Source organism: Hymenobacter arizonensis (assembly GCF_900115775.1).
GTDB lineage: Bacteria > Bacteroidota > Bacteroidia > Cytophagales > Hymenobacteraceae > Hymenobacter > Hymenobacter arizonensis.
In genome coordinates this window covers 66,857-90,476 of record NZ_FOXS01000005.1, presented here as the reverse complement: position 1 = coordinate 90,476, position 23,620 = coordinate 66,857, and the positions used below count along the sequence as shown (strand labels likewise).

General features: G+C 56.3%; 19 protein-coding genes and 4 tRNA genes. 8 read left to right on the top strand and 15 right to left on the bottom strand.

Annotated features, from left to right (window positions below; genetic code table 11):
• Positions 1–24: 24 nt before the first annotated feature.
• The 6 genes from BMZ66_RS16955 to BMZ66_RS16930 form a co-directional block, all read right to left on the bottom strand.
• Positions 25–95: transfer RNA gene (locus BMZ66_RS16955), tRNA-Trp, on the bottom strand.
• Between the two features lie 148 nt (positions 96–243).
• Positions 244–1,434, bottom strand: coding sequence for an elongation factor Tu (gene tuf / locus BMZ66_RS16950; RefSeq protein WP_046245268.1), 1,191 nt, complete (start codon positions 1,432–1,434; stop codon positions 244–246).
• A 167-nt stretch (positions 1,435–1,601) separates the two neighbouring features.
• Positions 1,602–1,673: transfer RNA gene (locus BMZ66_RS16945), tRNA-Thr, on the bottom strand.
• Positions 1,674–1,773: 100 nt separating this feature from the next.
• Positions 1,774–1,846, bottom strand: a tRNA-Gly gene (locus BMZ66_RS16940).
• A 17-nt stretch (positions 1,847–1,863) separates the two neighbouring features.
• A tRNA-Tyr gene (locus BMZ66_RS16935) sits at positions 1,864–1,946 on the bottom strand.
• A gap of 170 nt (positions 1,947–2,116) precedes the next feature.
• Positions 2,117–4,708, bottom strand: a complete 2,592-nt coding sequence (locus BMZ66_RS16930; protein ID WP_092676389.1) for a M1 family metallopeptidase — start codon at positions 4,706–4,708, stop codon at positions 2,117–2,119.
• 97 nt (positions 4,709–4,805) lie between these two features.
• Here BMZ66_RS16930 and BMZ66_RS16925 point away from each other — a divergent pair, with 97 nt between their 5' ends.
• The 3 genes from BMZ66_RS16925 to frr all read left to right on the top strand — a co-directional run bounded on the left by BMZ66_RS16925 (position 4,806) and on the right by frr (position 6,815).
• Positions 4,806–5,309 (top strand): acyl-CoA carboxylase biotin carboxyl carrier protein subunit, encoded by a 504-nt coding sequence (locus BMZ66_RS16925; protein ID WP_092676386.1) that lies wholly within the window; start codon positions 4,806–4,808, stop codon positions 5,307–5,309.
• 42 nt (positions 5,310–5,351) lie between these two features.
• Positions 5,352–6,152 (top strand): UMP kinase, encoded by an 801-nt coding sequence (gene pyrH / locus BMZ66_RS16920; RefSeq protein ID WP_092676384.1) that lies wholly within the window; start codon positions 5,352–5,354, stop codon positions 6,150–6,152.
• 99 nt (positions 6,153–6,251) lie between these two features.
• Entirely contained in the window at positions 6,252–6,815 is a 564-nt protein-coding gene (frr, locus tag BMZ66_RS16915; RefSeq protein ID WP_092676380.1) for a ribosome recycling factor, read from the top strand.
• An 83-nt stretch (positions 6,816–6,898) separates the two neighbouring features.
• Here the strand turns inward: frr and nadD are convergent, their stop codons facing one another.
• The 6 genes from nadD to BMZ66_RS16885 form a co-directional block, all read right to left on the bottom strand.
• Positions 6,899–7,483, bottom strand: coding sequence for a nicotinate (nicotinamide) nucleotide adenylyltransferase (gene nadD, locus BMZ66_RS16910; RefSeq protein ID WP_092676377.1), 585 nt, complete (start codon positions 7,481–7,483; stop codon positions 6,899–6,901).
• Positions 7,480–8,064 carry a guanylate kinase gene (gene gmk, locus BMZ66_RS16905; protein ID WP_092676375.1) on the bottom strand — a complete coding sequence of 195 codons (585 nt, stop codon included), beginning with the start codon at positions 8,062–8,064 and terminating at the stop codon, positions 7,480–7,482. Before gmk ends, nadD begins: the two co-directional genes overlap by 4 nt.
• A 29-nt stretch (positions 8,065–8,093) precedes the next feature.
• Positions 8,094–8,363, bottom strand: a complete 270-nt coding sequence (locus BMZ66_RS16900; protein WP_143080256.1) for a hypothetical protein — start codon at positions 8,361–8,363, stop codon at positions 8,094–8,096.
• Positions 8,364–8,479: 116 nt separating this feature from the next.
• Positions 8,480–9,124 carry a sigma-70 family RNA polymerase sigma factor gene (locus BMZ66_RS16895; RefSeq protein WP_092676368.1) on the bottom strand — a complete coding sequence of 215 codons (645 nt, stop codon included), beginning with the start codon at positions 9,122–9,124 and terminating at the stop codon, positions 8,480–8,482.
• Between the two features lie 285 nt (positions 9,125–9,409).
• A complete protein-coding gene (locus BMZ66_RS16890; protein ID WP_092676365.1) occupies positions 9,410–10,477 on the bottom strand; it encodes a glycosyltransferase family 9 protein in 1,068 nt (355 codons plus the stop codon).
• The gene (locus tag BMZ66_RS16885; RefSeq protein ID WP_177204775.1) at positions 10,474–11,238 is read right to left on the bottom strand and encodes a glycosyltransferase family 2 protein; all 765 of its coding nucleotides are present in this window, start codon (positions 11,236–11,238) and stop codon (positions 10,474–10,476) included. The genes BMZ66_RS16890 and BMZ66_RS16885 overlap by 4 nt, the downstream gene beginning before the upstream one ends.
• Positions 11,239–11,465: 227 nt before the next feature.
• Here BMZ66_RS16885 and BMZ66_RS16880 point away from each other — a divergent pair, with 227 nt between their 5' ends.
• A complete protein-coding gene (locus BMZ66_RS16880; RefSeq protein ID WP_092676360.1) occupies positions 11,466–11,696 on the top strand; it encodes a hypothetical protein in 231 nt (76 codons plus the stop codon).
• Positions 11,697–11,798: 102 nt separating this feature from the next.
• Positions 11,799–12,326 (top strand): GNAT family N-acetyltransferase, encoded by a 528-nt coding sequence (locus BMZ66_RS16875; RefSeq protein ID WP_092676357.1) that lies wholly within the window; start codon positions 11,799–11,801, stop codon positions 12,324–12,326.
• A gap of 27 nt (positions 12,327–12,353) precedes the next feature.
• Here the strand turns inward: BMZ66_RS16875 and BMZ66_RS16870 are convergent, their stop codons facing one another.
• The 3 genes from BMZ66_RS16870 to BMZ66_RS16860 all read right to left on the bottom strand — a co-directional run bounded on the left by BMZ66_RS16870 (position 12,354) and on the right by BMZ66_RS16860 (position 16,114).
• Positions 12,354–14,444: a matrixin family metalloprotease gene (locus BMZ66_RS16870; RefSeq protein WP_177204774.1), complete on the bottom strand. Its 2,091-nt coding sequence runs from the start codon at positions 14,442–14,444 to the stop codon at positions 12,354–12,356.
• Between the two features lie 214 nt (positions 14,445–14,658).
• The gene (locus BMZ66_RS16865) at positions 14,659–15,639 is read right to left on the bottom strand and encodes a glycoside hydrolase family 43 protein (RefSeq protein WP_092676350.1); all 981 of its coding nucleotides are present in this window, start codon (positions 15,637–15,639) and stop codon (positions 14,659–14,661) included.
• Between the two features lie 52 nt (positions 15,640–15,691).
• On the bottom strand, positions 15,692–16,114 hold the full coding sequence (locus BMZ66_RS16860) for a hypothetical protein (protein ID WP_092676347.1): 423 nt from the start codon (positions 16,112–16,114) through the stop codon (positions 15,692–15,694).
• A 219-nt stretch (positions 16,115–16,333) separates the two neighbouring features.
• Between BMZ66_RS16860 and BMZ66_RS16855 the strand changes: the two genes are divergently transcribed.
• The 3 genes from BMZ66_RS16855 (at position 16,334) to BMZ66_RS16845 (ending at position 23,533) form a co-directional block, all read left to right on the top strand.
• Entirely contained in the window at positions 16,334–17,128 is a 795-nt protein-coding gene (locus BMZ66_RS16855; protein WP_092676345.1) for a S1/P1 nuclease, read from the top strand.
• A gap of 515 nt (positions 17,129–17,643) precedes the next feature.
• The gene (locus tag BMZ66_RS16850) at positions 17,644–20,436 is read left to right on the top strand and encodes an NIDO-like domain-containing protein (RefSeq protein WP_092676342.1); all 2,793 of its coding nucleotides are present in this window, start codon (positions 17,644–17,646) and stop codon (positions 20,434–20,436) included.
• Positions 20,437–20,725: 289 nt separating this feature from the next.
• Positions 20,726–23,533 carry a M36 family metallopeptidase gene (locus tag BMZ66_RS16845; RefSeq protein WP_092676338.1) on the top strand — a complete coding sequence of 936 codons (2,808 nt, stop codon included), beginning with the start codon at positions 20,726–20,728 and terminating at the stop codon, positions 23,531–23,533.
• Positions 23,534–23,620: the final 87 nt, after the last annotated feature.

The window sequence follows — 23,620 nt, the reverse complement described above, 5'->3', positions numbered from 1 at the left end:
GAGCGGGCCAACCGGCCCAGATTGCACGAGTGGAGAGATTCGAACTCCCATCAAAGGTTTTGGAGACCTCTATTCTACCCTTGAACTACACTCGTTTGTTCACATTCCCGCTTAGCGCATTTCGCCAAAGGGAGTGCAAAGGTAAGAGAAACAGCGGACAAAACAAATACGCCCTTCTGTTTCAGCGTAAAAAAGCCGCCCCCGAGAAGTCGAGAGCGGCTTTTTTATTGCTTAAGCCAAAGCTTAGTCGAGAACTTCGGTTACCTGACCGGCACCTACCGTACGGCCACCCTCACGGATAGCGAAGCGGAGGCCTTTCTCCATCGCCACCTTGTTGATGAGCTCAACGGTGATGGTGATGTTGTCGCCGGGCATTACCATTTCAACGCCCTCGGGGAGGGAGATGATGCCGGTAACGTCGGTGGTGCGCAGGTAGAACTGCGGACGGTAGTTGTTGAAGAACGGCGTGTGACGGCCACCTTCCTCTTTCGAGAGAACGTACACCTCAGCCTTGAACTTCTGGTGAGGAGTTACCGAACCGGGCTTGCAGATAACCATGCCGCGACGGATGGCTTCTTTTTCAATACCGCGGAGCAGCAGACCTACGTTGTCACCAGCTTCGCCACGGTCAAGGATTTTGCGGAACATTTCCACACCCGTAACCGTCGACTTCAGGCCGGCAGCAGCACCCATACCGAGGATGTCAACTTGCTCACCCGAGTTGATGATGCCGCGCTCGATACGACCGGTAGCAACAGTGCCACGGCCAGTAATCGAGAACACGTCCTCAACAGGCATCAGGAAGGGCAGGTCGGTCAGACGAGCAGGAATCGGAATGAACGAGTCAACCGCGTCCATCAGCTCGTTGATTTTGGGAACCCAGTTGGCATCGCCGTTCAGGCCGCCGAGGGCCGAACCCTGGATAACCGGAATGTTGTCGCCGTCGAAGTCGTAGAACGAGAGGAGTTCGCGGATTTCCATTTCCACCAGCTCGAGGAGCTCGGGGTCATCCACCATGTCCACTTTGTTCATGAACACCACCAGCTGAGGAACACCTACCTGACGAGCGAGCAGGATGTGCTCACGGGTCTGGGGCATTGGGCCGTCGGTAGCAGCTACCACGAGGATAGCGCCGTCCATCTGGGCAGCACCCGTTACCATGTTCTTCACGTAGTCAGCGTGACCGGGGCAGTCAACGTGAGCGTAGTGACGGTTCTTGGTGGAGTACTCTACGTGAGCGGTGTTGATGGTGATACCACGCTCTTTTTCTTCGGGAGCATTGTCAATCGAAGAGAAGTCACGCTTTTCGGCCAGGCCCTGGTTTGCCAACACCATGGTGATAGCAGCGGTCAGGGTCGTTTTGCCGTGGTCGACGTGGCCGATGGTACCGATGTTTACGTGCGGCTTGGACCGGTCGAAATTTTCTTTAGCCATTGTAAAGAGTAAAAAAGAGGTGGTGAAGTGAATTTGAGGATAAATCCGACCCTACAACAAGAAAGCGAGACTCAGCCCCTACGAAATAGAAAACTGTGCGTCGCTTACCTGAGAGAACCGTGCCCGCAGCCCGAAAATATGAGCCGTAGGACTTGTAATGTAATCTGAGCCATTTATGGGATTTGAACCCATGACCTCTTCCTTACCAAGGAAGTGCTCTACCACTGAGCTAAAACGGCTTATTCTTTCAATTAACATTTATCAACTAACATTTAACAGCAGTTCATTTGGCAGCCTGACGGTCTGTTAAATGCTTATTGTTAATTGATAATTGACTTGAGCGGGAGACGAGGTTCGAACCCGCGACCTGCAGCTTGGAAGGCTGCCGCTCTACCAGCTGAGCTACTCCCGCAGTTGGCCTCTAAAAAGTGGGGAGAGAAGGATTCGAACCTTCGAAAGTTTACACTAACAGAGTTACAGTCTGTCCCATTTGGCCGCTCTGGAACCTCCCCAATTTGTTGCTTGCCAGCCGATTGCCAAAAAGCGTTTCCCTTTCGTTTTGCTGACTACCGAAGTAGTAGTGTTTCGTAAGGAGTCGCAAAATTAAGGGTTTTCTGACACGGAGCAAGCGATGACGCGAAAAAAGGTTAGACTTTTTTCTGAAAAATACGCTCCCGCGCTCTTACATAAGGTTATAGAACGCCTTGAGTCGGTCGTCAGTTTCTTTGTCGCGGATGTTTTGAAGCACTGCTTTGAGCGTGGGAGTGGTGGGGGCTAGCAAAGCCAACCCGCGATAAGCGCCCAGGCGCACCTCAAAGCGCGGAGCAGTGCGGGCGTATTCTTCCAAAATTTTAAGGCCTTTGTCGCGCTCCACTGGCGGGATGTGCGTCATGAGAGTGCCGAAGGCTTGGAAGAAAGCGTAGAGGTCGGCTTCGGCTACATCGGGCAGGCGGCGCAGGAACCAGCCGTATTGGTCAAGACCACCGCCGTTGGTGGCGTAGTAGTTGGCTACGGCTAGGATGAGCGGACTGCTGGTGGTATTGTCGAGAGCTGCTACTTGCTGGCGCGAGTTTTCGCTGGGCTTTTTGGCGAGGGCTTCAACAGCGGCGGCAGCTACTAGGGCAGAGCTGTCGTTGACAGCCGCACCGAAAATGGGGCCAAAGGTGGCGTCAGGGAAAGCAGCGAGGGTGGTAATGGCTTGGGCTCGGACGCGCGGGTTGGGGTCGGTTGTAGCCAAGCGTTGGATGTCTTTGCGCATGGCATCGGGCTCGGGGCCACGATAGCGGCGAACGTGGTCGAGGGCGGCACGCCGCACGGCCCAGAACTTATCGTTCATGGCATTGCGCATAAGGCTGCTTACATTGAGCTCGGCCGTTTTATTGTGCAGAAGCTCCATGGCTTCGGACTTCTGCTGGTAGCCGCGGGCGTGATAGAATTGAAATATCAGCTCGTCCTGGGTCCGCTCCTCTTCAAACTGCGCTAACAGCTGGCTTTCGTTGTCAAACTTTACCAAGCTAGGCTTCTGGTTAGCGGGCAGAACGAAGGTTTGGTTGGCTTTGGTAACGGTGATGCGGTGCTCGGTGGGCTGGTTGTTATTGGTCCAGACCGCTACGGTGACGGGCAAGCGGTAGACGGGCTGGAAAAGGGTGTCCTGTACCTGCTGCACGCGCAGGGTCACCTGGCCGTTGGTGTACGAGTGGCTGATGCGCAACTCTGGATGGCCGCGCTGCATAAACCATTGGTTGAAAAACCAGGTCAGGTCCTCGCCGGTGATTTCCTCGAATGCAGTGCGCAGCTTAGAGATTTCAACGGCGGTGTGCTTGTTTTGAACGAGGTATTGGTTGAGAGAGGCGAAGAAGGCTTCGTCGCCTACGTACTTACGGAGCATGTGCAGCACGCGCCCGCCCTTGTCGTAGGAGTGGCGGTCGAACATGTCTTCCCGGTTATTGTAGCGGTAACGGATGAGCGGCTCGCGTTTGGACAGGGATTCCTCGAGGTAGTTGTTGATTTTGGTTTCCTGCACCAAGCCAGCTTCATCGGCGCCCAGCTTATACTCGGCCCAGAGGAACTCGGAATAATCAGCAAAAGACTCGTTCAGGGGCAGGTTGGACCACGACTCACTGGTGACGTAATCACCGAACCAATGGTGGAACAACTCGTGAGCAATGGTTGACTCACCAGACTGATAATTGGCGTCAATCAGTTCGCGGCGGGTCAGTTGAATGCTGGACCCGTGGGTGGTGGCAGTGGTATTCTCCATGGCGCCACTCACGTAGTCGCGCACGGCTACCTGGGCGTATTTTTCCCAGGGGTACTCTACCCCGAGGCGCTTGGAGAAGAAATCCATCATCTCAGGCGTGCGGCCGAAAATGGTGCGCGCCGTGGTGGCGTACTGCGGCTCCACGTAATAATCGACGGGTTTGCCGTGCCAAGAGTCGTTCACTACGGTGAATTCGCCGACAACCATGGTTGCCAGATAAGGCGCGTGCGGCTCCTTAAGCTTCCAAGTATCGGTACGGGTGCCGTCGGCGTTGGCTTTGGAGGCGGTCAGGGTGCCGTTGGAGAGCGTTTTAAACTGCTTTTCCACCGTCATACTGATTTCCTGGGTCATCCGCTGGTTGGGCTTGTCGATGGTTGGAAACCACGCGGAGTTGGCCTCCGTCTCGCCCTGGGTCCAGATTTGCCGTGGCTTGTTCTTTTCCGTGCCCAAGGGGTTGATGAAGTAGAGCCCTTTGTCAGAAGTTATGGCAGCGGAGCCGCCCTGGGGCAGCTCGTTGGGCTTAGCTACATACACAATGCGGACTTGGTAAGGCGTATTGCGCGGGTAAGGCCGGTCGAGGGCAATGACGAGCTTGCGCTTATTGTAGTTGTAGGTAAGTGCCTTGTTTTTCTTGTCCCCTACCAGCTCGACCTTTTGAATATCGAAGCCTTTGGCGTCGAGGGCGACCTCGGACTGCGGGTAGAAGTGGGACTGTAGCGTGAGGATGGCCGTGCCCAGAAGGTACTGCTTTTTGTAGTCGAAACGGACATCGAGCTTGGTATCGACGACATCGGTAAGGATGGTGGCAGCTGGCTGGAGCGGCGCGTCGGCGGAGAGCCACGAGGGAACCACCAGCCCGGCAGGCGCAGGCGCAGACGTAACAGGAGTGTCTAATTTCTTATACACGGGCGCCTTTGCGGCGGGCTTCCGTGCGCCTTGCCCCGACGGTTGGGCTGCGGCCAGCAGGTGAACAAACAAGAGCAGGCTGGTGAAGCCCGGGACCAAATACCTCATGCCAACGATAACAGGCGAAAAACGCCTCAATTTCTGAATTAATTTGAGATTTGACCTACCTTTAACCCCCACTTCCATCCCACCCTATCCGCTTCAGATGCTACAAATCAGCACCGGCCCCGAACAACTCTGGGAAGTTGACTACCGCGCCGCCAATACCATCACGCTCAACAATGAGCCTTTCGCTTGGGACATAGCGGATTTGGGCGAAGGTCGGTTTCACGTGCTCCACGAAGGTCGTTCGTATAATGCTGAAGTGGTGTCAACGGACTTTACCACCAAGAATATTGTACTGAAGGTAAACGGGCAGCGCATTGAGCTGAACGCCAAGGACCGGTTTGACTTGCTGTTGGAGCGCTTGGGTATGAGCGACGCAACCGCTGCGAAAGTTAACGAGTTAAAAGCCCCGATGCCCGGTCTTATCGTAGACATCCGCGTAACGCCCGGGCAAACCGTGCAAAAAGGCGACCCACTGCTTGTATTAGAAGCGATGAAGATGGAAAATATCCTCAAAGCTCCGGCCGATGGCACCGTTGGCAGCCTTAAAGTAAACCTGCGCGACAACGTGCAAAAAGGCCAGGTATTGGTGCAGTTCTCGTAGCGCGCCTTCTTAAATCATTCAGAATTACTCAACCACTTCGATTTGAAATATCACCGCATCCTCCTTAAGCTCAGCGGCGAAGCGCTGATGGGCCAGCAGCAGTACGGCATCGACGCCGAGCGGCTGATGCAATACGCGTCCGAAATTAAAACTGTGGCGGCTACCGGCGTGCAAATAGCTGTCGTGATTGGTGGAGGCAACATTTACCGCGGCGTAGAGGCCGAAGCCTTTGGCCTCGACCGGGTGCAGGGCGACTATATGGGCATGCTCGCTACAGTTATCAACTCCATGGCTCTGCAAAGTGCCCTAGAGAAGCTGGAGGTAAGCACGCGCTTGCTGTCGGGCCTCACTATTCAGCGGGTGTGCGAGCCGTACATCCGTCGGCGAGCAGTGCGGCACCTGGAAAAGGGCCGCGTGGTCATTTTTGGAGCCGGCATTGGTTCGCCTTATTTCACGACGGACTCGGCGGCCTCGCTGCGGGCCATCGAGATTGAAGCCGATGTGGTGCTGAAGGGCACGCGGGTGGATGGTATTTACACGGCCGACCCCGAGAAAGACTCGACCGCGACTCGCTACGATGAAATCACTTTTGATGAGGTTCTGAGCAAGAACCTGAATGTGATGGACATGACGGCGTTCACGCTTTGCAAGGAAAATAACTTGCCCATCATCGTGTTCGACATGAACACGGAGGGCAACCTGCAGCGCCTGCTCGACGGCGAATCGATGGGGACGCTGGTGAGCGACGGCAAACCAGGCGGGCGCGATGGCCGCAAGTCCTTATTGGACCCCAAGCAGACCTTATTGCAGCCACTGGTAGGCAACCAGCCAGAGCAAGCGTAATTTTTAGTTGTCAGTTGCTTGTTGTCAGTTGTTAGTTTGCACTGAAAACTGGTAATCGGCCTGACAACTGACAACCACCAACTGACAACTAGAAACGAAATGGACGAAGAAATTCAGTTTTACCTCGACGAGCTTGCTGAATCAATGGGCAAGGCGCTGGCGCATGTGAACGTAGAAATGAGCCGCATCCGGGCTGGCAAGGCCTCGCCGGCCATGCTCGATGGCCTGCGTGTGGATTACTACGGCACTTCGACGCCGGTGAGCCAGATTGCTACCATCACCGCTCCGGACGCCCGGTCGCTGCTTATCAAGCCCTGGGAGAAAAACATGATTGGCGAGGTTTCCAAGGCCATCAAGAACAGCGACCTCGGCCTGAACCCAGTGACGGATGCCGAGGGCGTGCGCTTGAACATTCCGGCCATGACCGAAGAGCGTCGTCGTGAGCTGGTGAAGCAGGCCAAGAACGAATCGGAAGCTGGCAAAGTACGTGTGCGGGGCATCCGCAAGGATGTGAACGAGTCGCTGCGCAAGCTCCTGAAAGAAGGGGCTTCGGAAGACGCCATCAAGAGCGCCGAAGAAAAAGTGCAAAAGACAACCGACACCTACATTGCCGAGGTTGAGAAAACCCTTAGCAAGAAGGAAACGGAGATTATGACCATCTGATTTGACAGGTCATTGAGTAAAAAAGCCCCGGCTGCCAGTTGCAGTCGGGGCTTTTTTTGTGTCTAAGTGTTGACGCTTGAAAGCTACAAGTAGCTTTTCTCGGCTATCAGCACTGCTTCTACTGCACCGGGCACCAAGTAGCGTATGCTACGGCCCGTACGAAGGCTTTCGCGGATATAGGTAGCAGAGATGTCCAGCAATGGCGCAGCTACTACCTGGACGCGAGGAAAACCGGTGAGTTCGGGCAATTCAGTGCCGGGGCGCGGATAAACGTAGATATCTACCTCGGAGAGCAGGCGAGCTGACTCCTGCCAGCGGGGAAGGCCCGGGAGGTTATCTGCTCCCATCAGGAGCACAAAGTCGTGATTGGGGTGCCGCTGGCGCAGGGCGTCGAGCGTGGCAATGGTATAGCTGGGGCGCGGCAGGCTGAACTCAATATCCTCGGCGCGGAGGCGGGGATTGCCCGCCAAGGCTAACTCGACGAGTTGTAACCGCTCAGTATCGGGCAGCAAGTTGGCTGTTTCCTTAAAGGGGCTGTGCGGCGACACCACGAGCCACACCTCGGCCAGGTCGGTGCGCGTGGCGAAGTGCTCGGCCAAGATGAGGTGGCCAATGTGCACAGGATTGAACGAGCCAAAGAGAAGCCCTATTCGAGCCTGGCCGCTCATACGATGGCCGGCTCGGCGCTGATGAACTGGCGCACCAGCTTCTCGGCGTGAGCCGAAGCCTCGTCGAGGTCATCGTTGACCACGGTCACATCGAACTCTTCTTCAAAGCCGAGTTCGAAGTTGGCTTTGTAAACCCGCGAGGAAATGCTGGATTGAGAATCAGTAGCGCGGGCCTGCAGGCGTTGCTCAAGGACTTCGATGGACGGAGGACGGACGAATATCGCCAGAGCCCGGTCCTTATAAAATTCTTTGATGCTGAGGCCGCCTTTCACGTCGACATCGAGAATAGCGTGCTTGCCGCTATCCCAGATGCGCTCAATTTCGGATTTCAGCGTGCCGTAAAACGCACCTTCGTACACTTCCTCCCATTCCACAAATTCGTCGTGGCGAATCTTGTCCTGAAAGTCCTGAACGGAGATGAAATAGTAGTCCTTCCCATTGGCTTCGGTGCGGCCGCGGCGGTCACGGGTGCAAGCCGAAATGGAAAAGCTTAGCTCGGGTATCCGCTCCATGAGCCGATGCACGATAGTGGTTTTTCCGGCGCCTGACGGCGCTGAAAATACGATGATTTTGCCTTGCATCGCGCAAAGCTAGCCAGTAGCAGCCGGTATTAGGCCATCTGGGCGCCTACACGCGCCAAAATGGACTGCTGCAGGGTAGCGGGGCTGGACCGGCGGGATACGCCTTGGTTCAGGAAATTGATGAAGATGCGCTGCTTCTCGATGTCGTCGAAGCAGGGCGAGCAGTCGTTGGCGTGGTCGTAGAGGTAATCCTCGTCTTCCGCCGTCACGGGCTGGCCTTCGATGAGTTGGTCTAATACAGTATTCACGCGCTCGCAGTCGGGGCCGTTGTCGGGAGTGATGGCAACGGGAACCGACATATTGGTTTTAGTAGTAGCGGATTGGTCCATAATTGTAAATGCGTGCGACGCTGGAAAAGGGTGATAGACAATGACCTGTAAAGCAAAGCTACATTAGCAAGTGCTTTCTGGGGAGGTTAATTATTTTCCGGCTCGGTTAGTTCCGTTTCATCGTCTATTGCTTCATTGCCATATCCCATTGACTGGGCGTATCTCTCCAGTTTATCCTTGAGGAAATTCCGGGCCCGGTGCAAGCGCGAACGCACTGTACCTATCGGAATATCAAGCACTTTAGCCATTTCCTCATATGTAAATCCTTCTAGGTCGCAGAGGATGATTACAGTGCGAAAATCTACTGGTAAAGAATTTAAGGCGCTGGCCACTTCGTCGCCAATTAAATCGCGGGCTGACTGCTGCCGCATGTCGGACGACGACGCTCCAACCTCCCCTTCCGCCTCTACATCGTCGGGGTTGTAATAGCCTTCAATCTCGCTGTAATCGACTTTGGCGGGCTGCTTGCTCTTCTTGCGGAAGTCGTTGATGAACGAATTCTTAAGAATGCGGAAAAGCCATGCCTTGGCGTTGGTGCCGGGCTCGAAGTACTCAAAAAAGCGGTACGCCTTGAGGTAAGTTTCCTGCACCAAGTCGTTGGCATCATCCTCGTCGAGGGTGAGGCGATAGGCAAAGTTGTAGAGCGGGTCGAGCACGGGCATGAGCTCGGCCTGAAAGCGCCGGTCTTTTTCCTCTTTGCTCAGTTTAACCCGTTCGGGAGAATCGCTCATACAGGTGGGCGGGGGAAATTGTGGGTCGAAACCTACGAAATAATAGCTGACTAGGACAAATTTGACGGCAACAACTTCGCGCTTGCAGCAGCGAGCAGAAGGGTTTTAGCAATGGATTACCGTTGCTGTTAGCTTCTGCTAACCACTGACTAAGAAGGCTTGGTTGAGCAAACAAATGCCCCTTTCAGCTCCTCTTAGCACGTGAAGTTCTGTCCGATGTACGGATTACTGCGCTGCGTAGGTTGCATCCTGCGCAGCGAGCAATAGACTAACGGGACAGAATAGCTATTGTTCATTGCGTGGGGGCAATTCTGCATCTTTCGACGCCAGCGGCCTCCAGGATAGTACCTGCGCGGCCACGGCCAGGGGCTCGACGGCCCGAATGCAGCTGCACGCGGCGGGCTGAGTGCGGCAGTCCTGGCAGGTCGGCTTGTCGAACACCACAAAGCCGGCGTGCGGCCCCAGCGGCCCCCAGCGGCCCGGGTGCATGGGCCGGATGGGCGGGTAGATTCCCAACGCGTGGCGGCCTAGTGCTGCGGCCAAGTGCAGGGGGCCGGTGCTTCCGGCCACCAAGCCATCGGCGGCGGCGATAAATGCTAAAAACTGGGGTAATGAAAGCTGACCAGTGAGGTCGGCAGTTAGGAAGGGGGCGTATTGCTGCAGCCATTCGGCCAGTTCCTCGCCTTCGGCAGCAGTGCCCGTCACGAACACGCGGTGCCCGGCTTGGTGAAGCAGCTGGGCTAGCTGGCCGAAATTATCGAGGCCCCACTCCCGGGCGCTGCCGCGGCTGCGAGGGTGCAGGATTATGTTGAGCTGGTTGGGCTGACGTGCCCGTAATAAATCCTGAAACTGCGCGGGCAGCTGCTCAACGGGCTCCAGACGCACGAATTTGGCGACGTCCTGTAGCTCGAGTGTCTCTTGGAAGCCAAGTGGCTGGAGTAGGTGCAGGTTTAGCTGCGCTTCGTGCAGGGGCGAGTGGCGACGACTCAGGGGCACGAGGCGGTTGCAGGTAAGCCAGTGCTGCCAGCGGTTGCGAGTGCCGATGCGAACGGGAATTTTAGCCTTTTGAGCCAAGCGAGCCAGCGTTTTGTTCGGGAAAACGTGGATGATGGCCGCAGCGGCATAGGCTTGCAATGCGGCTATCTGCTCGGCTTCGGGCTTGAGGAGTAGCTCATCGAGGTTGAGAAAGTCATCGACCCACGGGCAAGCCGCGGCCACGGGTGCTGTGTAGGTGCGGCCAATGAGGACTACCCGACAACCGGGGAACAGCTGCTTGAGCTGCCCAGCTACCGGCAGCGTCAGTACTACGTCGCCAATGGCATCGGGGCGGGACACGAGGAAAGTTTGGCTCATGCGACGGCGCTTTCGGTGCGGGTTTTCAGCTTGGCGAACTTGAGAAATACGCCCCAGGCCGAAATGCCGGCGATGCACAGGCCGGCGAAGCCATCGAGAAAGCCCAGGCGAAAGAAGTAGCCGTGCACAAACTTCCAGAGCGGCTTGAGCAGCAGGTGAAAGAGACTGACGTTGGTTTTGCCGCGCAGGGCCAGCTCCTGAGCGGTGATGCTGGTGAACTTGTTGAGCTGGCTGACGTGCTGCGCAATGGAGTGGTAGCTGTAGTGCAGGGCATCGCCGGCGAGCTGGCCGGTGGTGTAGCAGGGGTTCACCTCGTATCGCTCGTGCAGGAGCAGACCGGTCCAACGGCCGTGGCGGCGGTCGTAGAGGCGCAGCTTGCGGTCGGGGTACCAGCCGCCGTGGCGCACCCAGTGGCCGCAGTAGTTGGTAAGACGGGCGAGGCTGTAGGCAGCGTGCTGCCAGTGCTGCTTGGCGGCACGAATGGACTCGCGCAACTCGTCGGTGAGCACCTCGTCGGCGTCGAGTTGGAGGACGTGGTCGAATTGAGCCTGGGCAGTGGCGTAGTTTTTCTGCTCCACGTAGCCGGCGAAGGCATTTTGAACAACGCGGGCACCGTGCTGCTGGCAGATTTCGACGGTGTTATCGGTGGAGAACGAGTCGACCACCAACACCTCATCGGCTACGTCGCCCAGCGCCTGGAGGCAGCGGGCAATGTTGGCTGCTTCGTTGAAAGTGATGATGACGACGGAGAGGGAAACCACGCGGAGAACAGAAGGGCAAGCAAGTGCCGACAAAGGTAAGTGAGTAAATAACCCACGTCTCGAACGAGATGTGAGGGATTAACTAGAGGACAGAAGCCCGCGTTGGGACAAGTAATCGGCTTGCCAGCCTAACGGCAATAGCGGGTTGGCCGTAGGAAAGAGTACAATTTCCAATGTAGCAACCCGGTCTCTGTGCGTAACTTGCGCCCATATTCGTTTTCCCACACATGAAAAAAACGCTTCTTCCCGGCCTGCTGGCCGCCGCTCTGATTGCCTTCACGCTGCCTTCGTGCGGTCCTTCGACGGGTGATACCAACGAAGACATTGTCACCTCCAAGCTGCCTCCCTTGCCAGCAGCCCCCGACACCACCGCTGGCGCCAAGCAGCCCGAAGCGTACCGGGAGCTAAACTCGGTGAATGCTACCGAAGACATCAAAAAGATGCAGCCACAGATGTAATCTGGGGTTTATTGCACGTATTCAGGCTTACCAGTTGGGCCGTTGCTGCTGAGGCGGTGGCGGCCCAATCTCTTTCAGCGCTGCGCACTCGCCGCCTCTTCTATGGAAAATAACGTTGTGTTGCGCCGCGGGGTAGAAACCGACCTGCCGCAGGTACTGGTCCTTATTAAGGAACTGGCCGAATACGAGCGGGCGCCGGAAGCCGTAACCAATACCCTCGCGGCCATGCAGCGCGATGGATTTGGCCCCGCGCCCATCTTCAGCTTTTTTGTGTTAGAAAACAGCAAGGCTAAAATTATCGGCATTGCGTTGTTCTACACCGCCTACTCAACCTGGAAGGGCCGCATGCTGTACCTCGAAGACCTAGTGGTGACCGAGGCGGCCCGGCGAGGCGGCTTGGGGCGCTTGCTATTTGATGCGGTGGTGGCCGAAGCCCGCGCCACCGGCGCGGTGCGCATGAAGTGGCAGGTGCTCGACTGGAACGAGTCTGCCATTGCCTTCTACAAAAAGCTAGGTGCCAACATTGAAGACGAGTGGCTCAACGGCAACCTCGACGCCACGCAGCTGGCCAGCTACACCGTAGCCCCCGCAGCAGCAGTTGCTGCTACGCCAGCGGCAAGGAGCCTGTAATAAGCCCTGAAGTAACGTGGCTCCTGCTTACAAGCGCACCGCTTTGAGGCTTCCGGTTTTGCCTTGGGTGTCTTGCCAAGTCAGCACATAAAACCCGGGTGGTAGGGCATCCACGTTCAGGGAAAGAATGTTGAGCCCCGCTGTGGTGCCTAAGCTTTGGGTGAGGATGCGGCGGCCCAGCGAATCGAAGAAGCGGAAGACTACAGCGCCTTCCGTGGCAGCAGGGTACTGCAGGCGCACGGGCTGGCCACGAACAATGGGATTGGGGAAGAGAGAGACGGTGGCGTTTGCGCCTTCGGTGGTAAGCACCACGGGCGTCACGCTATCGAGCGAGCCGTCGGGCCGGGTTAGGCGGAGGCGGTAGTAAAACAGGCCCGCGGGCACCTGGCCATCGAAGAATTGATAGGTATTTGATGGCGGCCGGGTGTTGACGGTGCCCACCCGGGTCCAGGAGGTGGTGTCGCCACCTTGGCTGCGCTCTATGGCAAAGTTGGTGACAAAGCATTCGTCGCGGGTAGCCCACGATACGATGACGCCGGCCCCGCGCTCAAACTGCGCGCTGAAGCTGATGAGGGGAGCTGGCAGCATAGGGGGCGTTGCCGGATTACCTCCGGAACAGCTAAAGCTTTTGAAGCTACGCATGCGTAGCACCTGCCGGCCGCCCACCACGTCGCTGGCAGGGTTCAGCGTCCGGGTGTTCTGGCCCCGGCCAATGGCATAATGCATCACGGCGCCCGGTAGAATGAGGTGGCTGAGCTGCTGCGCGTGCCCCAGCTCGTGCACCGCCACGGTTTCAAAATCGATTTGGTTGAGCGTGCCCACGGGTGGAGCAGGCCCGAACTGAAAGATGGCAGCATCGTCGTACTGCATGTCGATTTCTTTCACCCAAAATATCACACCACCAGCACCATCCAAACAGCCACGGTAGTAGCTGGTGGTGCGGCCCAGCACACGGTCGGGCAGCTGGGTGCCTACGTCGAAGGCCACGACGTTCTGGTTATCATCGGCAATGGCATTGGTGGTAAATGCGGGGCCTACCTCCCAGTTGACGCCCGTTTGGCAACGCCACGTGTTGATGGCCCGCTGCTTGGCAGCCACGGCGGCAGCATTAGCGGTGAAGTTGGGGCTGAAGCGGAACGTGATGCCGCCAGTGGAATTGAGGGCAATGTGGTTGGGGCGCTGCAGAAAGTTGCCATCGGTGCTCTCCACATTGGTAAGGGCGTAGTTGATAGTGACTGAGCCTGCGCTCTCGTTGCTTAGCTGGTCGTTGGTGGTTACACGGATGGGGCCGGAGCCGGCCGGATGCCCGTTGCTGGCCGGCTGGCCGCCGTTGGCTGAAGAAGGGACGCGCACTTGGATTCGTGTGTTGGTCCAGGAAACGTAGTCCCGCTCGCGGGCCCGCACGCGGGTGGCGCCGCCGTCATCGGCGTTGCGGAATTCAACAAATCCAGAGCCGCGGGTGGCCCCAAAACCGTCGCCGTTGATGGTGAGCACAGCTTCGGCGCCGGCGGGCAAAGTTTGTGGGGTAAAGTTGCTGACGGTGGGAGCCAGCGTGCCGCGCTGCTGAGGAACAGTTGCAGCCGCCTCGGCCGGACTGGCTTGCAGCACCCGGCGCGCCTGCCCCGTGAACCGGCTTACCTCCCGGAAGAAAGCCCCATCTATAGACGAGTAAGTGCGAAAAGGCTCGGATGCGGTGCGCTCGGCCAGGTCGTATTCGATGAAACCCTGCTCACTGCCGTAGGGCGTCCAGCCGCGGCCTCCGGCCAGGGGCAGGCCCGGCCACGGGGCCCGCGCCAAGAAGAATACACCCACTTGGCCAGTTGCCAGCCGCAGGGTATTGCTGAGCACGTGCTGGTCGAGCCCTAGGCGGCCCCCTTCGGTGATTACTACGAGACCGGAAGTATCGGCCACCTGGCCTTTAAGCAAGGAAAACACCCGCAACCGGTGTTTGGTGAACAAATGAGTGTGGCTAGCGTCCCAGAAGCTTTGTGCGTCCAGCACCTGGGCTTCAACCACCAGCCCCGATTGCTGCGCACGGCGGGCGGGCTCCAACGGCAGCATCAGGCACTGGCCCTCGGGCAGGGGAGCCTGCGCCAGCACGGGCCCAGCTAGGAGCATGCCCAAAACCGAAAAAACACCAAGCCGATGGCCGAATAAACGAAAGAGCGATGATGCTAACTGCATAGAAAGAAGTGTAACGCGCGTTGTGCCGAAGGTACGGAAAACGGGGAGCCGGTGGCTTGAATAAAAACAACTTTTGGCACCCTGGTCTTGTTTTCCAGCACTGTCCTCAGACGCAAGCCATGTGGGAATGCGCAACTACGGAGCAAACTCATAACTGCCCCACGGGGGCAGGCACTGGTTGCCACGAGGGCGAGTTGTTTTCCACCACGGGCCAGCCATTGATATAATTCAGCTTGTCGAGCAGCAGAATGCGGCGGGAGTAGCCTTCCGAGTCGTCAATGGCGTCGAAGGTGGGCTGGCGGGGGTCGATGGCGTGATAGGCCAGCCAGTCTTGGCCCGCGGCGTCGGTTACCACGCAGTTGTGGCCCGGGGCCAGCCAATGAGCGTTGGCCGCAAGCAGGGCGGCGTGGGGGTTGGCGGTGGCGGCAGCATAGGTTTCAAACGGGCCGGTGGCGTGCCGGGCACGCGCTACCAGCACGGCGTAGTGCGCGTTGGCGCCACAGCAGTTGTCGCCGGAGAAGAACAGGTAGTACCACCCGTGGCGGTAGTGCACCCAAGCCGCCTCTACCAAGCGGTGATAGTCGTCGGGGTCGTCGGAAACGCTGGGATGGATGATGGGCTGCGCCTCAGTGCCCGGCTGGAAACCCAGCCGGTCCTCGGTTAACTCGCGCACCCAGATGGGGCCAAACCCTGAACCCCAATACAGCAGCCGCTGGCCGGTGGCGGGGTCGTCGAAGGCCATGGGGTCGATGCAGGTGAACCCGGGGCCCGGGAGCAGGGGCTGGCCACTGTCGACGAACGGCCCGGCGGGAGCATCGGCCACCGCTACGGCCAGGCTCAGGTAGTCGGCGCCGGTGGGCCGAGCCGAGTAGTACAGGAAAAAACGTCCTTGGTGCTCGCTCACGTGCGGCGCCCATATTTTCTGGCTGTCGGTGGCCCACGCCGGCTTGTCGGGCAGGCCTTCGCCCAGGTATTCCCAGCTGACCAAATCCCGTGTGCGCGCTACTTGCAGGTTGATGATACGGCCGGCGCGCTTGGTTTGGGTACCGTAGGCGTAGTACCACCCATCGGAAGCACGGATGATGGTGGGGTCCGGGAAGTTTTCGTCAATGACAGGATTAGTATACATGCGGCGCGATGAGTGGGCAACTACACTCCTACTCCAGACGGCGGCTTACTGTTTACTGTTCGGAGTAGGTGCTCAGCGTTACCTGCTGTTGCTGCAGCCAAACGTAGGCCGAAGCCACGTCGTCGAAGGTGCCTACCCGGGGAGCCTCAATGGCGTGCACAGTGCTCTCGACAGATTGGCGAGCCAACAGGCTTTGAGGCAGCACCCAGGCAATGTATTGCAGGCCGGCCAGCCGCATCTGTTCTACCCAGCGGATGCCCCACTGCGTGAGCTGCATGCTGGTACGGGTGATGTTGGAGTTGTCGTTGAGGATTTTCTGGCAGGGCATCGCCCGCAGGCTCTCCAGCATCAGTTCGCAGCCTGCCTGCGACGAAGACTGGTTGTGTTCTCCTTTCCAGTCCACATAAAGCCAATCATTTTTTGTGTCGTAGCCAATAAATAGCTCGGGTGAATCGATAATAGCTTCCAACTGCATACGGGCACGGGGTCCCCCTCGGGATACGAGGGTACATGAGCAGCCAAATTTACGCTGGCAAATTGCCAACCCTGCAATGATTTTAACAAGAGCCGCAAACAAGCCCGCGCTACAGCCGCCGCCAGGGCCCAACGGCCCTAGCTTTGTGGTCCTGCTTTCGGGTAGCAGGCCGAACCCATCGGAAAGTCGTTCGCTCCCGTTTTACTGTTAATTCCCTCTATGTTCAGAAGTTGCATTGCCCTGCTGGTTTGCTTATGCGCGCCCATTGGCGTGTTTGCCTGGGGCACCGTTGGCCACCGGGCCGTGGCCAAGATTGCCGAAAACCATCTCTCATCAACAGCGAAGCGCGAAGTAGCCCGCATTTTGGGCACCGAAACCCTGCCCCTGGTGAGTACGTGGCCTGATGAGATTCGCTCGGACCCGCAGTACAAGGAAACGGGACCTTGGCATTATCTTAACGTAGCAGCCGGCCTCGACTTCCCGGCTTTCACGGCGCAGCTCACCGCCACGCCGGCTACTCCGCCGGCCAACGCCTATACGGCCTTGCTACAAGTGCGGCAAGACCTGAAAGACCCCAAGAAAACAGCCGCTGAACGGTTATTTGCTTTAAAATTTCTGGTTCATCTGGTTGGCGATGTGCACCAGCCCCTGCACGTGGGCCACGGCGAGGACCGGGGCGGCAACAGCATTCAAGTAAGCTGGCGTGGCCGCGACACCAACCTGCACAGCATTCTGGACGGCGACCTTGTGGAATACCCCGGCTTTACGTACTCAGAAATGGCAACCGCCTACGACCGGGCCACCAATGCCCAAATCAAGCAATGGCAGAAAAACGACGTGGCTACCTGGCTATTTGAGTCGTACCAGTTGTGCACGCCCATCTACGCCGCAGCCGCAGCCAATCCGAAATTCGACTACCAGTTTTACCCCGCCTTCGGCCCCTCTGTGCAACAGCAGATTCTCAAAGCGGGCATCCGCTTAGCAGGTGTGCTCAATGAAGTATTTGCGAAGTAAATCGTCTGTAATCGCAACGTCATTAAGCACATAGGCAACTTGAAACATTGACTTTGTAAATAGCCCTATTAAATCAGGCTTCCTAAATCTCCATTTCTCATACTGATGAGCTCAATGAGCTTCTCAGCATGAGAAATGGAGATTTTGTGATTATTACCTTTTCAGGTATTGCCGAGTGCGGCCTGTATCCGACACCTGCGTTTATGACATAACCTTTAACTGCTTAATTACTTTAACTGCTGCATCATCTTACTGGAGGGAGCACTCATCTGCTTGGGCGAAATCTTTTGTTGCTGCAAAAAAATAACTTCAGCAGTATTATCTAACACTTTGTTGATTGCTCACACAATAATTTTTATGTTAAATTAGAAGGAAATAACTGTATCTAGTCTTAATTGAAATATACAAATAATAATGAATAATTTACACTAACTTTCTTTATTATTAGTTCACCATTATTTTGTTAAAAAAGCAGGATATTGCAAATCAAACCATTTGGTTGGGAGTCAGGGCAAATGGTAAGGCTCCACCTATTAGTGCTTCTTCCTTTTCATCTTTTTTCCATGACAAACTTTTACAAACGGAGTAAGTGGGCCCAGGGCCTGCGAAAACTTGGCTTTGCGGCATTGCTCACCATGGGCACGGCAATAGCCGGTCAGGCGCAAGTGTTGAACTACAGAATAACTGGTGCCTTAAACACTGTAACTACTTACACTGACCTTGGAACAACCGGCACTGCCGTTGCCACAGCTAACACGGATGACGCTAATTCTACAGCGCAACCTATTGGTTTCACATTCAGCTATAACGGCGCAACTTTCACACAGTTTGTTCTCAATACCAACGGCTTCATCAAATTAGGGGCGATTGCACCTTCTTCTGCAGCCATGTTCTTAGATGAAGATGCGTCTTCCTCTGTTGAGAACCCATTCGAGACTGCCAACGACCCTAACCTCATAGTCCCGTTTAACATAGACCTTACGGCAGGCAGTACAGGGGGTACCGAATACCGGGTGGCTACTACCGGGACGACAGGCTCTAGAGTGTGCACGATTCAATGGAAAAACGTGCAAGACAAAGCCAGTGTTGCCCCAACCCAGTATGCCAACATGAGTTTCCAAGTGCGTCTCTATGAGGGCACTAATGTTATTGAACTGGTTTACAATGCGGCATCAGCCGGCGGCACTTCGGCTTTACGCTTTGCACAGGTAGGCCTCAAAGGCACCGACTTTGACGACGGACAAATTGTGCAGGTTGTCAAGCAATCGACAGCTGCTTGGAGTGCGGCAACTTTTGCCAATTTCACGGAGGTAGTGACCACTGGTTTCCTTAACACGTTCAATATTCGCTCAGTAGCAGCGCCCGATGCAGGCCGCACATTCCGTTTCACACCTATCACGCCCATTCCCAACGACATTGCGGTGCTTGCCGTCTATACCTTGGGCAAAATTGCCACTCCTAGTGCCCTGCCCCAAGCTGTTCGAGTGTTTATATCGAACGAGGGTACAAATGCTCAGAACGGCGTAGCCGTAACGTTGTCCATCACAGGTGCTAACACCATCACCAACACCGTGAACGTGAACGTACCCGTTGGTGTCGGTGGAATTGTAACCTTCCCCGCGTTGCCCGCCACGCTGGCTCTCGGCACTAACACCGTGACAGTGAGCGTAGCAAACGATGATAATAACGCAAATAACTCAGCTACAGTAACGCAATTAGTTACGGCCGACCGCCTCAGCTACATCGACCAAGGCCAGCCCATTAACAATGCCGGTCCCACGAGCTATGGCGCCACAGGTGGCGTACTCAGTGTAAAGTACACAGTGACTAACCCAGTGGTACTAGCCGATGCATCGATTACGTTTGCTGCCGTCAATGGCAACCCCACTACTTCGTTTCAGGTAGTGGTGCACGATGCAACAGGCACTGGCAATACCCCTGGTAATCTAATTTTCAGCTCACCTGCACAAAACCGCCCCGCTGCAGGCGGCAATGTCACAGTAGCGCTGCCATCGCTGCAGCTTTCTGGCTCGTTTTATATCGGCGTTAAAGAACTGGAACCGACCGGAGCCGCCATTGCCAGCCAAACAGAAGCCCCCCTCCGGTCTGGCACTTTCTATGTTTCAGCCAATGGTTCGGCTCCTTGGATTGATTTGGCAGCAACCACCTTCACACGGCGCTTTGCCATTGAGGCAGGATTAGCTCCGGCCCCAAACTGCGCTCCAGCTACTGCTTTGGCCGTAACGAGCTCAACACCGAACGGGGCTACGGTAACATTCACCGATGCCAGCAACTCTGGCAGCTACCAGCTCATCTACGGCCCAGTGGGCTTCCAACCAAATACCAGCGGCACCACCATTACTGCTACCGCTTCGCCCTTCACCCTCACGGGCCTGCAACCCGGCACTACCTACCAAGTGTATGTACGGACTAACTGCAGTGCCGGAGGCACCAGCTTGCTCACGGGACCTGTTAGCTTCAGCACCTCTTGCAACGCGGTTACAACCATCTCAAGCTTTCCATACACCGAAAATTTTGACGCCTTACCTACCGGTGTAAGCTTGCCTTGTGGGTATACCATCCTCAACGCCAACAACGATGGAGCTACCTGGGCAATTACAAATACGAACCCCAGTTCGGGGGCTAACAGCATTCGCTACCGCAGCCTACTTGCAAACAGCGTGGCCGCCGACGATTGGTTCTTCACTCCGGCCTTGACACTAGGTGCTACCTCACGCTACCAAGTAGCTTTCCGCTACCGCGGCGAAGGCATCGCAAACAGCCCATCTAACTTCACTGAGAGCCTAGAAGTGACCTCGGGCACAGCTCCTACCGTGGCTGCCCAAACCAATGTGCTCTACACCAACACGGCCATCACCAATACCACCTATGCCTTGGCCAATGCCTCCTCTACTCCTATGGTGGCATTGCTACCAGCCGGCGCTAGCACCCAGTACGTAGGCTTTCACGTCAAGAGTGCCGCTAATCAGGGGGCACTCTACATCGACGACATTTCCATTACAACTACCGCCGTTACTGCCAATTCCGAAGCGCTGCTGCGGGCCATCAGCGTGTTCCCTAACCCTTCGACTACGGGCTTTTTCGACCTCGAAATTCATGGCGCGAACGCCAAAGGCCGTCTCGGTGTGCTGGTTACCAACACCCTAGGTCAGCAAGTCTACTCTGGTTCGGCCCGTGATAACTACAGCAACAAACTGGACCTAAGCAACCTTGCTCCCGGCATCTACTACCTGCAGGTACGCAACGGCAACGAGCAAATGACCAGCCGCGTGAGCATTGTGAAATAGCGCTAGTTGGTGCAACGTCCCCTTTGTTAAAAGTATTGGTGCCGAAGCTTTTCCGACTTCAAACGGCAAGCTCCCCCTTCTGGTCAAGCTTGCCAGCCAATTTGTGCCAGCTCCTTTCCACAGGAAAATGCTAGAGTTGAAATACTCTTGCTTCGGCGCCAATACTTTAAGCCAAAACTCTATTCCGTATTTAACGGAAGAATAGGAATTTTTTCGGCACACTTACCGTCTTTCCAGACAATACCCGGATAGACAGTTTTTTAAGCTCCTTTTTCGTCTTTGACTTTATATGGCATTGATTCTTACTAACTCGGGCTATCGCAAGCTGGCGCTGGCCATTGCACTGGCTGTGCCCGGCTTGGCGGTTGCGCAGCAGGGCACACCAGTGACTGAAGCGCTGGCTTCCTTTTCGGCCAAAGCGCAGCGACAAAGTCCCCTAAGCGCGGCCGACGTAGCCAACCCCTACGTGACCAGCTCCTACTTTGACCCCAGCACAGGCCTTACCCACACATACCTGCAGCAGCGCGTAAATGGCCTGACTGTGTTCAACGCCAACGGCGCGGTGCATACTGACCGGAGCGGCAAAGTGGTGTTTTTCAACCAGGACTTTTTGCCGGGTGCCGCCGCTGTAGCACCTTCAACTACTCCAACGCTCACACCAGAGCAAGCCGTGGTGGCTGCAGCTAAGCGCCTCGACTTGCCCCGCCCTGTTTCGTTGCAGCGACTGGTAGAAGCCCGGGTCGCCGACGGCATCGTGTTCAACAAAGGCGGCATTTCGGAAGAGAACATTCCGGTGCGTCTGATGTACATGCGCGTCGACAACAAGCTGGTGCTGGTGTGGAACGTGACCATTGCCCAGCTCGACCAGCAACACTACTGGAACGCCCGCATTGATGCGCAAACCGGTCGTTTCGTAGACCGCAACGACTATGTAGTGAGTGAGCGGGCCACCTTTCAGCAGCATGTGCTGGAAAGCAAAAAGCCGAGCCGCCAGCCAATGGCCACCACGGTGGCTGCTCTCGCGGCCGATGCCAAGCGCTCGACGCTGGGCACTAAAGGCACGGCGGCGGCGAATAGCATGACCGTTATTCCGGTTCCTTTTGAAAATCCGGACATCTCGCCTCGGGTAGTGGTGCCATTTAGCTCGGCCAATCCGCTGTATTCGCCCTATGGCTGGCAGGTAGGCGAAGGAAAGGCTCCCGCCAACTTCTTTGCCGATACTTACTCGCTGCTATCGAGCGGCAAGCAGCTTACCCGCGGCAACAACGTAGCTGCTTACGACGACAACGCAACTACGACGAATGGTAACGGCACCCTTACCTCCACTACTAATTCTCCCGATGGTGGGCCCACGCTGAACTTCGATTTTCCCTTCAACCAAAGATTAGGCGCGCGCAATCCCGGCAACGTGGCAGCCGGTATCACGAACTTGTTCTACTGGAACAACATGCTCCACGACGTGATGATGAGCAAGGGGTTTGACGAAGTGTCGGGCAACTTCCAGTACAAGAACATCACTAACCTGGGCCGGGGCAACGACTTTGTGCGGGCCGAATCGCAAGACGGCAGTCGTCGCAACAATGCCAGTTTTACATCCCCCCCAGATGGCACCCCTGGCCTGATGCAGATGTACTTATGGGATAATGAGGCCGCCAATACCCTAACGATTACAGCGCCTACCAGTGCAGCAGGTACTTACAAATTTAACACCGCCTCCTTTGGCCCATTACTTTCGACGTTGCCCAATGGGTTGTGTGGTGATATCGTGGCCGTTAACGACGGCGTGTCGGCCGATGGTGGCATCAGTTCCTGCGCCACTCCTTATGTGAACGCGGCAGCTATTCAAGGCAAGATTGCTCTAATTCGGCGCGGTGGCTGCAACGCCCCTGCTACTAACAACTTTACCGATAAAGTCAAGTTTGCTCAGCTGAATGGAGCAATTGGTGCTATTGTTTATGACTCCAACCCTACGGGCACTACTCCTTCACCTATGGGGGGCACAGATGCTACAGTTACAATACCTGCAATCGGTATTAGTGGGGTTGATGGGGAACGCTTAAGAGCAGCACTGGCAAATAACGCCGTAGCAACGGGCTGCGCCACAACTGGTCCCGACTTTGACGGCTCGTTTGATAACGGAGTGGTATCGCACGAGTATGGCCATGGCATCAGCACTCGTCTCACCGGCGGCCCTGCCAATTCAAACTGCCTTGAAAATTCCGATGGTAACCAAACCATGGGTGAAGGCTGGAGCGACTTCTTTGCGCTGTGGATGACTACCCGCCCTGGCGACGGCGGCGGCAACAGCCGCTACGTGGGAACATATGACGGTGGCGAGCCTTATGCCGTGGGTCCCGGGTTCCGCAATAAACCATACAGCACCGACTTCGCAAAAAACGACTACACCTACTCACAATTGGGCACGGCAGCGGGCCAAGCTCAGCGAACTCACGACGTGGGCGAGGTGTGGGCCACGGTGCTGTGGGATTTGAACTGGCAATTCATTTACAAATACGGCTACAGCGCTGATTTCTTCAGCGCCAACGGCGGCAATAACAAAATGCTTAAACTGGTGCTCGACGGCCTCAAGCTGCAGGTGTGTAACCCCGGCTTCCTCGACGGCCGCGATGCGCTGCTCCGCGCCGACACCGTAACCAACCGGGCCGCCAACGCGGACCTTATCTGGAACGTGTTTGCTCGTCGTGGCATGGGTGCCAACGCCGTGCAGGGCCCCCGGGTAAACGGGGTTCCAACCGTTGGGGGCGTTGTTCAGGGCTTTAACCTCCCCCTCGGAACTCGCGTGATTGCGCTGTCAAACAAGAATGGCAACGTGGTGGGCAATGCCCTCGAAGCCTACCCGAACCCAGCTCAGGAAAAGCTGACCGTGCGCACGCAGCTCAACAGCGCGGTGCCCATGCAAGTGATTATTGTTGACTTGCTGGGCAAAACGGTGCTGCGTTCCGTATCCGTACCAGCGGCCCGGATGCAGCAAAACGGCCTGGAGCTAAATACCAGCTCGATTGCTACTGGTGTTTATGTAGTGCGGGTAACGACCAGCGAAGGCACGTTTACCACCAAGGTGAGCATTCAGCACTAAGTGCACGAACAGCCTGATTATGAAAAAAGCCCGGTCTTGGCCGGGCTTTTTTGTGCTCTTTTATTTCATAAATGGGGTACCGGGAAA

Coding starts and splice junctions, on each gene's coding strand:
- tuf (WP_046245268.1), bottom strand. CDS start 1,434: ATGGCTAAAGAAAATTTCGACCGGTCCAAGCCGCACGTAAACATCGGT.
- BMZ66_RS16930 (WP_092676389.1), bottom strand. CDS start 4,708: ATGAGGTATTTGGTCCCGGGCTTCACCAGCCTGCTCTTGTTTGTTCAC.
- BMZ66_RS16925 (WP_092676386.1), top strand. CDS start 4,806: ATGCTACAAATCAGCACCGGCCCCGAACAACTCTGGGAAGTTGACTAC.
- frr (WP_092676380.1), top strand. CDS start 6,252: ATGGACGAAGAAATTCAGTTTTACCTCGACGAGCTTGCTGAATCAATG.
- nadD (WP_092676377.1), bottom strand. CDS start 7,483: ATGAGCGGCCAGGCTCGAATAGGGCTTCTCTTTGGCTCGTTCAATCCT.
- gmk (WP_092676375.1), bottom strand. CDS start 8,064: ATGCAAGGCAAAATCATCGTATTTTCAGCGCCGTCAGGCGCCGGAAAA.
- BMZ66_RS16900 (WP_143080256.1), bottom strand. CDS start 8,363: ATGTCGGTTCCCGTTGCCATCACTCCCGACAACGGCCCCGACTGCGAG.
- BMZ66_RS16895 (WP_092676368.1), bottom strand. CDS start 9,124: ATGAGCGATTCTCCCGAACGGGTTAAACTGAGCAAAGAGGAAAAAGAC.
- BMZ66_RS16890 (WP_092676365.1), bottom strand. CDS start 10,477: ATGAGCCAAACTTTCCTCGTGTCCCGCCCCGATGCCATTGGCGACGTA.
- BMZ66_RS16880 (WP_092676360.1), top strand. CDS start 11,466: ATGAAAAAAACGCTTCTTCCCGGCCTGCTGGCCGCCGCTCTGATTGCC.
- BMZ66_RS16875 (WP_092676357.1), top strand. CDS start 11,799: ATGGAAAATAACGTTGTGTTGCGCCGCGGGGTAGAAACCGACCTGCCG.
- BMZ66_RS16870 (WP_177204774.1), bottom strand. CDS start 14,444: ATGCTCCTAGCTGGGCCCGTGCTGGCGCAGGCTCCCCTGCCCGAGGGC.
- BMZ66_RS16865 (WP_092676350.1), bottom strand. CDS start 15,639: ATGTATACTAATCCTGTCATTGACGAAAACTTCCCGGACCCCACCATC.
- BMZ66_RS16860 (WP_092676347.1), bottom strand. CDS start 16,114: ATGCAGTTGGAAGCTATTATCGATTCACCCGAGCTATTTATTGGCTAC.
- BMZ66_RS16855 (WP_092676345.1), top strand. CDS start 16,334: ATGTTCAGAAGTTGCATTGCCCTGCTGGTTTGCTTATGCGCGCCCATT.
- BMZ66_RS16850 (WP_092676342.1), top strand. CDS start 17,644: ATGGTAAGGCTCCACCTATTAGTGCTTCTTCCTTTTCATCTTTTTTCC.
- BMZ66_RS16845 (WP_092676338.1), top strand. CDS start 20,726: ATGGCATTGATTCTTACTAACTCGGGCTATCGCAAGCTGGCGCTGGCC.